This is a genomic window from Acidovorax sp. Root219, from assembly GCF_001428665.1.
Classification (GTDB): domain Bacteria; phylum Pseudomonadota; class Gammaproteobacteria; order Burkholderiales; family Burkholderiaceae_C; genus Acidovorax.
Genome location: NZ_LMIJ01000030.1, coordinates 186,070 through 198,350, shown reverse-complemented (window position 1 = coordinate 198,350; position 12,281 = coordinate 186,070). Strand labels below are relative to the sequence as shown.

At 68.6% G+C, this 12,281-nt stretch carries 11 protein-coding genes; 2 read left to right on the top strand and 9 right to left on the bottom strand.

The genetic code is table 11. The features are described from left to right. Genes ASE28_RS26150 through ASE28_RS26140 form a run of 3 tightly spaced genes read right to left on the bottom strand, consistent with a single transcriptional unit; the run spans position 1 to position 3,398 of the window. On the bottom strand, positions 1 to 1,290 hold the full coding sequence (locus tag ASE28_RS26150; RefSeq protein WP_057269085.1) for an aromatic ring-hydroxylating dioxygenase subunit alpha: 1,290 nt from the start codon (positions 1,288 to 1,290) through the stop codon (positions 1 to 3). A gap of 40 nt (positions 1,291 to 1,330) precedes the next feature. Next, complete coding sequence (gtdA, locus tag ASE28_RS26145; RefSeq protein ID WP_057269084.1) at positions 1,331 to 2,380, bottom strand: gentisate 1,2-dioxygenase; 1,050 nt, start codon at positions 2,378 to 2,380, stop codon at positions 1,331 to 1,333. A 22-nt stretch (positions 2,381 to 2,402) separates the two neighbouring features. Then, entirely contained in the window at positions 2,403 to 3,398 is a 996-nt protein-coding gene (locus ASE28_RS26140; protein WP_057269083.1) for a 2Fe-2S iron-sulfur cluster-binding protein, read from the bottom strand. A 139-nt stretch (positions 3,399 to 3,537) separates the two neighbouring features. Here ASE28_RS26140 and ASE28_RS26135 point away from each other — a divergent pair, with 139 nt between their 5' ends. Continuing rightward, the gene (locus tag ASE28_RS26135; RefSeq protein WP_057269082.1) at positions 3,538 to 4,470 is read left to right on the top strand and encodes a LysR family transcriptional regulator; all 933 of its coding nucleotides are present in this window, start codon (positions 3,538 to 3,540) and stop codon (positions 4,468 to 4,470) included. A gap of 191 nt (positions 4,471 to 4,661) precedes the next feature. Here the strand turns inward: ASE28_RS26135 and ASE28_RS26130 are convergent, their stop codons facing one another. After that, positions 4,662 to 5,453 (bottom strand): fumarylacetoacetate hydrolase family protein, encoded by a 792-nt coding sequence (locus ASE28_RS26130; protein ID WP_057269081.1) that lies wholly within the window; start codon positions 5,451 to 5,453, stop codon positions 4,662 to 4,664. A gap of 190 nt (positions 5,454 to 5,643) precedes the next feature. Between ASE28_RS26130 and ASE28_RS26125 the strand changes: the two genes are divergently transcribed. Continuing rightward, the gene (locus ASE28_RS26125) at positions 5,644 to 6,564 is read left to right on the top strand and encodes an AraC family transcriptional regulator (RefSeq protein WP_057269080.1); all 921 of its coding nucleotides are present in this window, start codon (positions 5,644 to 5,646) and stop codon (positions 6,562 to 6,564) included. Here ASE28_RS26125 and ASE28_RS26120 read toward each other — a convergent pair. From ASE28_RS26120 to ASE28_RS26100, 5 genes are all read right to left on the bottom strand, one after another. Further along, a complete protein-coding gene (locus ASE28_RS26120) occupies positions 6,521 to 7,630 on the bottom strand; it encodes an Ldh family oxidoreductase (protein ID WP_057269079.1) in 1,110 nt (369 codons plus the stop codon). The two genes, ASE28_RS26125 and ASE28_RS26120, sit on opposite strands and share 44 nt — an antisense overlap. Then, positions 7,614 to 8,909, bottom strand: coding sequence for a homogentisate 1,2-dioxygenase (hmgA, locus tag ASE28_RS26115; RefSeq protein WP_057269078.1), 1,296 nt, complete (start codon positions 8,907 to 8,909; stop codon positions 7,614 to 7,616). Before hmgA ends, ASE28_RS26120 begins: the two co-directional genes overlap by 17 nt. A gap of 151 nt (positions 8,910 to 9,060) precedes the next feature. Beyond that, the gene (locus ASE28_RS26110; protein ID WP_057269077.1) at positions 9,061 to 10,053 is read right to left on the bottom strand and encodes a tripartite tricarboxylate transporter substrate binding protein; all 993 of its coding nucleotides are present in this window, start codon (positions 10,051 to 10,053) and stop codon (positions 9,061 to 9,063) included. 44 nt (positions 10,054 to 10,097) lie between these two features. Then, positions 10,098 to 11,255: a CaiB/BaiF CoA-transferase family protein gene (locus ASE28_RS26105; protein ID WP_057269076.1), complete on the bottom strand. Its 1,158-nt coding sequence runs from the start codon at positions 11,253 to 11,255 to the stop codon at positions 10,098 to 10,100. Positions 11,256 to 11,280: 25 nt separating this feature from the next. Then, on the bottom strand, positions 11,281 to 12,231 hold the full coding sequence (locus tag ASE28_RS26100; protein ID WP_057269075.1) for a hydroxymethylglutaryl-CoA lyase: 951 nt from the start codon (positions 12,229 to 12,231) through the stop codon (positions 11,281 to 11,283). Between the last annotated feature and the right edge of the window lie 50 nt (positions 12,232 to 12,281).

The window sequence follows — 12,281 nt, the reverse complement described above, 5'->3', positions numbered from 1 at the left end:
TCAGCCCCCCTCTTCCTGCGGTGGAGCATCGTCTTCCATCACTTCACGCCAATATTGGTACATGCCGCGGATCAGGGTCTCGGTCACCATGTGGTCGGTGTCGCCCACCTCGCGCCCGCCCAGTTCGGCCAACGCGCGGTGAAAAGGCTTTTGCTCGAAGCCCTGCTGCGAAAACTCGATCACCTCGCCATCGTCGGCCGAGACAAAGCCCGCCGGGCCGAACAGGTTGGCCTGGCGCAGGCGGCGCTGAGTCATCTCGGCTGTGTCGTCCTCGAAGCCGAAGTGCGTCCACACGAAGTCGAAGGCGCCATGGCCTGCGGGCTGGATGTGGCGCGTGGAAACGCTGTTGACCTGCTGCTGCAGGATCACGCTCGGGAACAAGGTCATCATCACTGCCGTGGGCCCGCCCCACCAGGGCTCGGGCACGATGTCCAGAAAGCGCGGGTCTTCAAGCTGCATGCTTTCCTTGAAGCTGGACACCTGCGTGACCTGGCCGGCCTTGCCCGCCTGGCCGCGCGTGGAGACCATGGCCGCATGGCGGTGGCGCGCGTCCATGGTGAGCTCGCTCTTGTTGTCCGCGCGCCAGAGCCCGAAGGTCACGAACCAGGTGTGCAGCAGGCCGGGGTGGTAGGGGTCCTTGATGTTCTCCTGCATCAGCTTCCAGTTGCCCGGAATGCGCTGGCGGTTGTAGCCCAGCAGGGTGAGCTTGCGGCCGTTGAACAGGCGGTCGAAATACGCCAGGATCTCGGGGCCGAGGAAATCCTCGAACGATTCCACCCCATGGTCGAACGAGGCGAACACCACGCCGCCTCGCGTGGCCACCTTGAGCTTGTTGAGCCCGTGGTCGGCGGGGTCGAAGTCCGCCGGCATGCCGCCGTGGACCTTGCCATCCTGCTTCACGCCGCGGCGAAACGGCACGCCCTGCAGGTCGCCCTTCAGGGTGTAGTTCCACTGGTGGTAGGGGCAGACCAGCTCCTTGCGGTTGCCCGAGCGCTCGCGGCAGAACTGCATGCCGCGGTGCGCGCAGACGTTCTCGATCACGTTGATGCCGCCCTCGGCATCGCGCACCATGACCACCGAGCGCTCGCCGATCGCCGTGCGCTTGAAGTCGCCCGTGTGCGGGATCTCGGCCTCCAGGCCCACATAGCACCAGTGTTTCTGGTAGAAAAAGCGTTCGAGCTCCTTGCGATGCAGGTCTTCGTCGGTGTAGACCTTGAAGGGTATGCGGCTCGTGCCCGGGCCCTCCCACCGGGCCTGCGCCGGGAAGATGGTGTGGGGTTCGCTGCTCATGTTCGTCTCCTTGGTTCTTGGTAGGGCCGATGCCGCGGTGTCACAGCCGCTCCTCGCGCCACAGCCCCAGGGCCTTTTGCACGGGGCGGTCGGAGTAGGAAAAGAGGATGCTGTCGGTGCGCGCGCGCAGCGTGAATGTGTGCCAGGAGGGCACGACGAACACGTCGCGCTCCGCGAAGCCAAAGCCACGTCCGTTGATCTCGGCCTCGCCGCTGCCTTCGAGGCACACATACACCGTGCCATCGGTGCAGCGGTAGGGGCGGGTAGTGAAGCCAGTGGGCAGGCGCTGTGCAAAGGTGCCCATGGTGGGCATGGGCGATGCCCCGGTGGCGGGGTTCACGAAGCGCTGCTTGAAGCCCAGGTGCGCATCGGGTGCGCCCTGGGCAATGGCGAGCAGCGCCGCACGCGTCTGCGCGTAGGGGTAGATGAAGAGGCGCGTCGGCTCGCCCGTGCGCTGCTCTTCATCGACGGGCAGCATGTTGGCACCGTAGCGGGCCAGGGCATCGCCCTCGGGCCGCACCACGCCCTGCGAAGGCGCGGCAGACTTTTCGGCAAAGCCCGCGTCCAGAAAGCGCACCAGCGGGATGTCCAGCCCGTCGAGCCAGACCACGGGCTCGCTTCCGAGGTTGCCATGGTCGTGCCAGGTCCAGGCCGGGGTGATGATGAAGTCGCCGCGGTGCATGGTCACGCGCTCGCCGTTCACCGATGTGTAGGCCCCCTCGCCATCAAGCACCAGGCGCAGGGCCGACTGCGTGTGGCGGTGCGCGGGCGCCACCTCGCCCGGCAGAATGAGCTGCAGGCCCGCATACAGCGACTGCGTGATGCACGACTGGCCACGCAGGCCCGGGTTCTCAAGGATGAGCACGCGGCGCTCGGCCTCGGCCGCGCTGATCAGCGTGCCCGCCTCCATCACCTGCGCACGCACTGCCGCGTACGACCAGTGGTGTGGCACGGCCGGCGAGCGCGGCTCTGGCGGCACCAGTGCGCCCAACACCTCCCACAACGGGGTCATGTTGTCACTGCCGATGCGCTCGTAGTAGGCCTTGCGCGCGGCCAGGGTCTCGGCGCTGTGGTGGGCGGGGTGGTTCATTGCTTCAGTTCTCCATGGCAGGTCAGGTGCCCCTGGCATAGAAGGCGTCCGCGTGGATCTGGCTTGGCAGCACGCCCATGCGGCGCACCAGCAGCGACGTGGCCTCCACCATCGGTGGTGCGCCGCAGAGGTAGGCGCGAAAGCCGGCCAGGCTCTGCCAGTCCTGCGCGATGGCATCGGTGACCAGGCCCGTGCGGCAGCCCGCCGCCCGGCCCGAGGCCAGCACGGTGTGCACCCTGAGGGCAGGGTGCTCGCGTTGCAGCGCGGCCAGCCACTCCAGACCATAGACGTCGCGCTCGGAGCGCACGCCAAAGTACAGGTGCACCGGGTTGCGCATGCCGGCAACCTGGGCACCGCGCACGATGGACAGGATGGGCGCCAGGCCCGTGCCACCTGCCACGCAGAGCATTGGGCCGTCGTGCCGGCGCCGCAGGTAGGCCGAGCCCAGCGGTCCGCTCACGCGCACCGCATCGCCCACCTTCAGCTCGTGGGCGATGTAACCCGTCACGCGCCCTTCTGGCACCAGCCGCACATGGAACTCCAGCTCGCCATCACCGGCCAGGCCCGCCATGGAATAGGGGCGTGCATGTGCGGGCGTGAACTGCAGCTGCGCATACTGCCCGGGCGAGAAGTCGAGCGGCTTGGCCGGCTGCAGGCGCACGCGCTTGATGTCGTGGGTGGCGTCGTCGATGGCGACCACCGTGGCCTTGAGGGTGCGCGCGGTGTGCACCACCACTTCGTCGGGCTCGGCGATCTCCACCGTGCAGGGCTCGGTCACGAAGGTCTGGCAGGCCAGCACATAGCCGGCATCGCCATCGGTGGCAGCGCCCAGGGGGCGCTGGGCCTCGCGGCCCGACTCGAGCACGTCGCCCTGCACCACCTTGCAGCGGCAGGTGCCGCAGCGCCCGGCCATGCAGCTGTACGACACGGGCACGTCGTTGGCGCGCAAGGCCTCCAGCAGGTTCACGCCAGGGGCGACGTGCAGGGTGCGCCCCAGGGGGCGGACGTGGATTTCCATCGTGCGTTGTCTCTTGGTTTGGAATCGCGGCGCTCCCTGTGGGAGTCATGGCCGCGATGATCCGGGCCACTCGAAAATCAGTCAACGCGATGGGGTGAATGTTGAATATCATTGAAATCAATATTTATCGGGGCAGGCCATGGAGCTCAAGGACATCGATCTCAATTTGCTGGTGGTCTTCAACCAGCTGCTGGCCGAGCGCAAGGTCTCCAAGGTGGCCGAGAACCTGGGCCTGGGCCAGCCCGCCGTGAGCAATGCCCTGGCACGCCTGCGCCGGCAGTTTGACGACCCCCTGTTCCTGCGCACCGCCAGCGGCATGCAGCCCACGCCGTTCGCCGAGCAGCTGGCCGAGTCGGTGGGCTATGCGCTGGGCATGATCCATGGCGCGGTGAACGCGCGCAACGCCTTCGACCCCGCCGGCAGCCAGCGCAGCTTCACGGTGGGCATGACCGACATCGGTGAGATCTATTTCCTGCCGCAGCTCATGCAGCGCATCGGCGAGCTGGCGCCGGGCGTGGTGATCAGCACGGTGCGCAACACGGCGGTCAACCTCAAGGACGCAATGGAGGCCGGCCAGGTGGACCTGGCCATCGGCCTCCTACCGCAGCTCAAGGCCGGGTTCTTCCAGCGCCGGCTGTTCGAGCAGGACTACGTGGTGCTGCTGCGCCAGGGGCACCGACTCGCGCAGCGCAGGCCGCTGCGCGCAGCGGACTTCTTTGCGGCCGAGCATGTGGCCGTGGTCTCGGCCGGCACCGGCCACGGACAGGTGGACGAGATCCTGGACAGGCACTCCCCCGAGCGGCGCGTGAAGCTCAAGGTGCCGCACTTCGTGGCCATCGGCCACATCCTGCAGTCCACCGACCTGATCGCCACCGTGCCCGAGCGGCTGGCCGAGCGCATGGTGGCGCCATTCGGTCTGGCGGTGCGGCCCCACCCGGTGAAGCTGCCGCGCATCGCCATCAACCTGTTCTGGCACGCCAAGTACCACAAGGACCCGGCCAGCCAGTGGCTGCGCACGCTGGTCTTTGACCTGCACTCGGACTATGCGGGGCAGGCGGGGCCTGCAGCCTAAGGCAACACTGAACAAGTCCCTCACGCGCCGCGCGCCTCGCTTTGGGCGGTCTGCGGCGTTGCAAATGCTCGCCATAGCACGGGCTATGGCGGTGCTTTGCGCCTGGCAGCCCATCCCAAATCAAGGCACGCGCCATCGCCAGGACTTCTTCAGTGTTGCCCTAAGCGGTGGTGGCCACCACACGGTGGTGTTCAGACGATGCGCAGCTTCAGGTTGGGGAAGCGGTCGATATGGATCTCGATCTCGTCGCCCTTGACCACCGGGCCCACGTTTTCGGGCGTGCCCGAGTAGATGATGTCGCCGGGCTTGAGCTCGAAGGCGCGCGACAGGCGGCTGATCTGCTCGGCCACCGACCAGATCATGTGCTGCAGCGTGGCGCTCTGCTTGGTGGCACCGTTGACCTTGAGCCAGATGTCGCCATCCTTGATGTGGCCCACCTGGCTCACCGGGTACAGCGGCCCCACCGGGGCGGACTGGTCGAAGGCCTTGCCGATCTCCCAGGGCTTCTTCTGGTCGCCCATTTCACGCTGCAGGTCGCGGCGCGTCATGTCCAGGCCCAGCGAGTAGCCGAACACGTGGTCAAGCGCGCTTTCCACCGGAATGTCCTTGCCGCCCTTGGCCAGGGCCACCACCAGTTCCACCTCATAGTGGTAGTTCTTGGTCAGCGTGGGGTAGGCATGGTCGGCCACCACGCCGGGCTTCACGAACTGGATCGCGTCGGCCGGCTTCTGGAAGAAGAAGGGTGGTTCGCGCGTGGGGTCCGAGCCCATCTCGCGCGCATGGGCCGCGTAGTTGCGGCCGATGCAGTAGACGCGGCGCACGGGGAACACCTGGTCGCTGCCCACGATGGGGATCGTGGTCTGCGGCAGGTCGAAGGGGGTGGGGGCCGTTTTGCTGGCGCCTGCGGGCAGTGCGCAGCCGGCCACGGCGCCGGTGGCGATGAGGGCGGAGTGGGTCAAGATGTTGCGTCGAGGTTGGTCCATGGTGCTTTGTCTCCTGTTGGCNTCGTACTGCCTGCGACGCAGCGCCTAGCCAGAACCGCTTCGCTGAGTTTTGTTAGCCGCTCTTGTTGTGGTCGATAGCGATTGTTGGAGCGCCCGGCACGCTCAACTTGTACGCATCTACGATCAAACCGGACGGGGCCCACACTGCGACAGCCGCTACCATGGGTGCATGCCCGCCTCGTCCCGACCGAACGCCCACGCACGCCTGTACGGCATGCAGGAGCGCGCCGAGCACCTGGATTTCGACATCCGCTTTCAGGGCGCGCGCGACGTGCTCAGCCGGCCGCACCGGCACGAGTATTTCCAGATCCAGGTGAGCCTCGAAGGGGGCGATCGGCAGGTGGTGGGCACGGCCACGCGGCCCTTCGGCGCGGGCACGCTGAGCTTTGTGTTGCCCTACCGCATGCACGTGGTGCCTCACCCTGCAGGCGCACGCTACGCCATCATCAACTTTGACCAGCGCTTTCTCTGGCCCGAGCTCGACGTGCCCGCGCTGGACCTGGAGGACGTGGGCATGGCGCAGCACCCGGAGTTGGCACCTTTCCTGTTCCAGGAGGCGCTGGACTTCGCCTTCGGGCCCGAGGATTTCGCGCAGATCCGCCAGTGGCTCGATGTGCTGGTCGTCCACAACCAGCCGCGCACACTGGGCTCGGCGGCCAGCATCCGCGGCATCCTGCTGCAGTTGCTGGGCCTGGCCTGCGCGCGCTTTTCCAGCGAGCTGCATGCGCAGGCCGCGCGCCACCACCGCCGAGGCGGCGTGCAGCATGACGCCCTGCAGCGCGCGCTGCGCCACCTGCGCGAGCATTCGCACGAGGACATTGCGCTCACCGACACGGCCGCGGCCGTGGCGCTGTCACCCAACTACCTGGCGCACCTGCTCAAGAAGCAGACCGGCCGCACCTTCACCGAGCTGCTCACCGAGCGGCGCCTGGAGCATGCGCGCGAATTGCTGGCCGGCTCCGATACGCTGATCCGCGAGATAGCGCACCAGAGCGGCTTCCACGACGAAGCCTATTTCAGCCGACGCTTCCGTCAGGAGGCCGGGCTCACGCCGCGCCAGTTCCGCCAGCAGGCCAGGCTGCAGGGGTGAGGACGGGTAGCGGGTGCCCCGTGCGCTCACCCAGCGCGCGCAATTCGGCCAGCAGGCCGGCTGGCAACGGTACCCCGTCGCGGCGGCGCTGCAGCTCGCACTCGGCCTGGCGCTGGCCCGGGTAGCGGGCACCGGTGCCGCCGGCCTGCAGGTAGGTCTGCATCCAGGCGGACACGCTGGCGTCGAACGCCTCGCGCCCGGTGGCCAGCGCGGGGTTGATCACCAGCGCAAAGGCGCTGGCGTTGGCGGCGGATCCGGCCGTGCCACCGGCAGCATTCGGCGCGGAGGTGATGCCGCCCATGCTGGCCGCCAAACACTCGACCAGCATGGCCAGCCCCAGGCCCTTGTGGCCGGCGATGGGCTGCATCGCGCCCTGCAGCGCCAGTACAGGATCGGTGGTGGGCTGCCCATCGGGGCCGAGCGCCCATTCTGGCGGGATAATGTCCTGGCCCTCGCGCACGGCCTGCGCCACATGCCCGCGCGCCACCACGCTGTTCGCCATGTCGAACACCAGGGGCGCGCGGCCCGCCAGCGGCAGCGCAAACGCCAGGGGGTTGTTGCCGATCACCGGGCCGCTGGCGCACGGCAAAGCCATCACCGGCGGCGTTCGCTGGCACAGGAAGGCGAAGAACCCCTGCTCCGCCGCGGCCGCCACATAAACCGCCAGCGCTGCCAAGTGGCCGGTGGCCCGGATGTGGCAGGCCACCAGGGGCTGTTGGCGCGCCCGGGCCATGGCCTGCTCCAGCGCGAAGCTGGCCACCACCTGGCCCAGGCCGCCGTCGCCATCGCAGCGTAGCCAGCCGGCGGCCGCGCCAGCAGCACCCATGTCGGCATCGATGCGGGGCATGGCGTGGGCATTCACCTCGCCGCTGGTGAGCTTGTCCACATAGCCCGGCAGGCGCGAAATGCCATGGGTGTCGATGCCGCGCAGGCTGGTGCGTACCAGCAGACCGGCGGTGAGGGCGGCAGGCTCCTCGGCCACCCCGAAGCCCATGAGCACCCGCGTGGACCAGGCCTGCAGCGCGCCGCTGTCCAGGGTGTTGGCGGCTTCAGGGCTTGCCGGCATTGAAATGCTTGCGCAGGCCCTGCCAGCAGCGGTAGTAGTCGTCCTGCAGCTGGGCCGATTGCAGTGCCTGTGCGGTGGGGCGCTGCACGCAGCGGGTCTCGAACATGAAGGCCATGGTGTCCTTGATGGCGTGCGGCGCCGACAGGTCGGCGTTGCTGGCCTTCTCGAAGGTCTCTGCGTCGGGGCCGTGGCCGGTCATGCTGTTGTGCAGGCTGGCGCCGCCGGGCAGAAAGCCCTCGGCCTTGGCGTCGTAGACGCCGTGCACCAGGCCCATGAACTCGCTGGCGATGTTGCGGTGGAACCAGGGCGGACGGAAGGTGTCCTGCATCACCAGGGTGCGCGGCGGGAAGACCACGAAGTCGATGTTGCTCACGCCCGGCGTGTCCGAGGCGCTGTGCAGCACCAGGAAGATCGACGGGTCCGGGTGGTCATAACTGATCGAGCCGATGGCGTTGAAGCGCCTGAGGTCGTACTTGTACGGCGCGTAGTTGCCATGCCAGGCCACCACGTCGATGGGCGAATGCTCCATCTTCGCCGACCACAGGTGGCCCATGAACTTGGCCACCAGCTCGTGCGGCGCGTCGATGTCCTCGTAGGCCGCATGCGGCGTGAGGAAGTCGCGCGGGTTGGCCAGGCCGTTGGAGCCGATGGGGCCCAGGTCGGGCAGGCGGAAGTTGGCGCCATAGTTCTCGCAGATGTAGCCGCGCGCCTCGCCGTCCGGCAGTTCCACGCGAAAGCGCACGCCGCGCGGAATCACCACGATCTCCTGCGGCTCGGCGTCGATCACGCCCAGCTCCGTCACGAAGCGCTGGCGGCCCTGCTGCGGCACGATGAGCATTTCGCCATCGGCGTTGTAGAACACACGCCGCTCCATCGACCGGTTGGCCGCGTACAGGTGCATGGCCGCGCCGTTCTGGGCGTGCGGGTCGCCGTTGCCGGCCATGGTGACGATGCCCTGCACGAAGTCGGTGGGCTCCGTGGGCATGGGCAGCGGGCTCCAGCGCAGCTGGTTGGGTGGCGTGGGCACGGCGTCGAAGGCGCTCACGATGCGCCCGTCGTCGATGCGCTCGAACGGCGTATGCATGGCCGACGGGCGAATGCGGTACAGCCAGGAGCGGCGGTTGTCCGCACGCAGCGCCGTGAAGGCCGTGCCGCTCAGCTGCTCGGCATACAGGCCATAGGGGCAGCGCTGCGGCGAGTTGCGGCCCACGGGCAGGGCGCCCACAAGCGCCTCGGTGGCGAATTCATTTCCAAAGCCGGACTGGTAGGGGGTGCTCATGGTGTGTGGCGTGCAGGGTGGGCAAGGTGGGGCTGCGGCATCCCCGATGGAGGCGCCTCGCAGGCCATTGTGGAGCGGGTTGCGTGCAGGTTTCCTGCGTGCCCGGCATACCGGCCCTGGCGGCCGGGTCAATGCCCGGCGTTCAACGAACTCACTCGACCGTCACGCCCGCCTTCTTCACCAACCGCGCATAGCGCTCCTGCTCGGTCTTGAAGAACTGCAGCGAGGCCTCGGGCGTCATGGGGTTGATGATGTTCTCCTGCTTGGCCATGGCTTCTTTGGTTTCCGGCATGGCGAAGGCCGCCACCACGGCGGCATGCAGGCGCTTGACCTCGGCGGGTGGCAGCTTGGCCGGGCCCACCACGGCGAACCAGCCGGCCACGTCCACGTCGGGGAAGCCCTGCTCGGCCATGGTCGGCAGGTCGGGCAGCGAAGGCACGCGCTGCTTGCCCATGATGCCGATGGCACGCAGCGCGCCGCTCTTGAGTTGACCTTGCACGGCGGGCAGCGCCACCACGCCGATCTCGACCTGGCCACTCATCATGTCAGTGACCATAGGCCCCACGCCCTTGTAGGGAATGTGGCGTACCTCCACGCCCGCCGCCTCCATGAACATGGCGCCCGCCAGGTGGATGATGGTGCCGTTGCCCGAGGAGGCGTAGTTGTAGCCATCGGGCTTGGCCTTGAGCAGGGCCTGCAGCTCCTTGGCGTTCTTCGCCGGAATCTTGGGGTTGACCACCAGCACGAAGGGCGTGGCACCCACCACCGTGATCGGCGTGATGTCGCCGATGGCATCGAACGGCATCTTCTTGAACACGCTGGGGTTGACCACATGGTTGTTCGACACCACGCCCAGCGTGAGCCCGTCGGCCGGCGCACGCACGATGACCGAGGCGCCGGTGATGCCGCCTGCGCCGGGCAGGTTCTCGATCACCACGCTCTGGCCGCCCAGCGCCTTGATCAACTGCGGGGCGGCCGCGCGCATGATGGTGTCCACCCCAGAGCCGGCGCCCACGGGCAGCACCATGCGGATGGGCTTGTCGTTGGCGCGCACGGTGGTGGCGGCGGCGCCGCACAGGGCCAGGCCGGCCAGCCAGAGGGCGGCGCGGCGGTGGGGCTGGAAGGAAATGGCGGTGGCTTGCATGGTGCTTGTCTCCTTTGGTTCTTGTCGGTTTGCGAAAAAGGGGGTCAGGCCGGCACGCGGCTGGGCAGGCCGGCGAGGATTTCCTCGGTGTGCTCGCCCACCTTGGGCAGCGGGCGGCGCACGCCGGGGCGGCGCCCGTCCATGCGCAGGGGCAGCAGCACCACGTCGGTGGTGCCGCCGTCGTCGGTCTGCATGGGCACCAGGCCGCCGCTGGCCTTGAGGTGCGGGTCGTCCATCAGTTGGTCGGGTCGCACGATGGGCGCGTAGGGGATGCCGGCCGCCTCCAGCCGGGGGGCCAGTTCCTGCACGCGGTGGTGCTGCAGGATGGCGCCGAGCTTTTGCAGCAGGGCCGGGCGCACGCCCACGCGCAGGGTGTTGGTGGCCAGCGCCGGGTCGGCCGCAAGCTCGGGCGCCTCGATCACGCGGCACAGCGTGAGGAACTGCTTGTCGCTGACCGCGCCGATGAACAGCTGCTCGCCATCGGCCAGCATGAACACGTCGTACACGCTCCAGGCCGACACGCGCGAGGGCATGGGCGGCGGCGCCTCGCCGGTCATGGCGAACTGCTGCATGTGCTGTGACGACAGAAACACGCAGTTCTCGAACAGCGCGCTCTGGATCTCCTGGCCACGGCCGGTGAACTCACGCTCGCGCAGCGCGGCCAGCACGCCGATGGCGCCGAACATGCCGCCCATGATGTCGTTGACCGAGGTGCCCGCGCGCAGCGGCCGGCCCACGGGCCCGGTCATGTACGACAGGCCGCCCATCATCTGCACCACCTCGTCCAGCGCCAGCCGGTTCTCGTAGGGGCCGGGCATGAAACCCTTGTGCGTCACGTAGATCAGGCGCGGGAAGCGCTGCGACAGCGTCTCGTAGTCGAGCCCGAAGCCGGCCATCAGCCCGGGGCGGAAGTTCTCCAGCACCACGTCGCACTCGCCCGCCAGCTCGGCTGCAGTCGCACGGCCGTCTTCGGTGCCGATGTCGATCACCACGCTCTTCTTGTTGCGATTGAACGATCGGAAAAAGCCGATCCCGAGGCCCGGCAGCTCGCGCGTCTTGTCGCCGCCGGGCGGCTCGACCTTGATGACCTCGGCCCCCAGGTCGGCCAGCACCATGCCGCAGGTGGGGCCCATGACCATGTGGGTGAATTCGAGGACGCGGATGCCCGTGAGGGGCAGGCGGGGTTCTGGGGTAGGGCTCATGGCGGGTTCCTTCGGGCTGTGCGGTTCAGGCAGCTATCGCTGCCTGGGGAAAGGTCTTGGGCAGGCCCGCGCGCCACAGGGTGCCGTGCAGCGTCTCGCCGGCCAGCCACCCGGCCACCTGGCCGCGCAGGTCCAGCAGCCGGGCGATGTCGATGCCGGTGGCGATGCCCATGCTGCCGAGCATGTAGGCCAGGTCTTCGGTCGATACGTTGCCGCTGGCGCCGGGGGCGTGCGGGCAGCCGCCGATGCCGGCCAGGCAGGCGTCGAAGCGGGCTACGCCCACGTCCAGCGCTGCAGCCACATTGGCCAGGCCCAGGCCGCGCGTGTCGTGGAAGTGCCCGCACCAGAATCGGTCGCCCGCCAGGCGCACGGCGTCTTCGAACAGGTCGCGCACCATGGCCGGGTCGGCGTAGCCCACGGTATCGGCCAGGCTCACGCGGTCGGCGCCGGCGTCCAGCAGGGCCTGCATCAGGCGCAGCACCTCGCTCTTGGCGACATGGCCTTGCAGTGTGCAGCCGAAGGCCGTGCCCACGCCGCCCTCGATCAGCGTGCGCGAGCCGGCGGCGTCGCGCGCGGCGCGGATGCGCGCCACCTCGGCCACCACCTCGTCGGGCGTCTTGCGCAGGTTGGCCAGGCTGTGCGCATGGCTGGCCGACAGCGGCACGATCATCAGGTCGGCACCGCCCGCGATGGCGCTCTCGGCGCCGCGCAGGTTGGGCACCAGCACCGAGGCGAACAGGCCCGGCAGGGTCTTGGCAAAGGCCAGCAGCTCGGCCGTGTCGGCCAGCTGCGGCAGCAGCCGGGCGGGCACGAACGAGCCCACCTCGATCTCGCGCTGGCCGGCTGCGTGCGCGGCGCGTATCCAGGTGCGCTTTTGCTCGGTGGGGAGGATGGTGGCAATGCTCTGCAGGCCATCGCGCAGGCCGACTTCGCGGATGACGGCAGTGCGCGGCAGGCGCTCGCTCGTGGGGGGCATGGGGTGTCTCCAGGGTGGGGCGCACTGCAATGTGGGCTCTCGGATGGGAC

Bases quoted from the DNA above. Each gene is read 5' to 3' on its own strand.
- ASE28_RS26140 (WP_057269083.1), bottom strand. From the start codon at position 3,398: ATGGAAATCCACGTCCGCCCCCTGGGGCGCACCCTGCACGTCGCCCCT.
- ASE28_RS26100 (WP_057269075.1), bottom strand. From the start codon at position 12,231: ATGCCCCCCACGAGCGAGCGCCTGCCGCGCACTGCCGTCATCCGCGAA.
- ASE28_RS26125 (WP_057269080.1), top strand. From the start codon at position 5,644: ATGCCCGCCTCGTCCCGACCGAACGCCCACGCACGCCTGTACGGCATG.
- ASE28_RS26135 (WP_057269082.1), top strand. From the start codon at position 3,538: ATGGAGCTCAAGGACATCGATCTCAATTTGCTGGTGGTCTTCAACCAG.
- gtdA (WP_057269084.1), bottom strand. From the start codon at position 2,380: ATGAACCACCCCGCCCACCACAGCGCCGAGACCCTGGCCGCGCGCAAG.
- ASE28_RS26120 (WP_057269079.1), bottom strand. From the start codon at position 7,630: ATGCCGGCAAGCCCTGAAGCCGCCAACACCCTGGACAGCGGCGCGCTG.
- ASE28_RS26130 (WP_057269081.1), bottom strand. From the start codon at position 5,453: ATGGACCAACCTCGACGCAACATCTTGACCCACTCCGCCCTCATCGCC.
- hmgA (WP_057269078.1), bottom strand. From the start codon at position 8,909: ATGAGCACCCCCTACCAGTCCGGCTTTGGAAATGAATTCGCCACCGAG.
- ASE28_RS26150 (WP_057269085.1), bottom strand. From the start codon at position 1,290: ATGAGCAGCGAACCCCACACCATCTTCCCGGCGCAGGCCCGGTGGGAG.
- ASE28_RS26110 (WP_057269077.1), bottom strand. From the start codon at position 10,053: ATGCAAGCCACCGCCATTTCCTTCCAGCCCCACCGCCGCGCCGCCCTC.
- ASE28_RS26105 (WP_057269076.1), bottom strand. From the start codon at position 11,255: ATGAGCCCTACCCCAGAACCCCGCCTGCCCCTCACGGGCATCCGCGTC.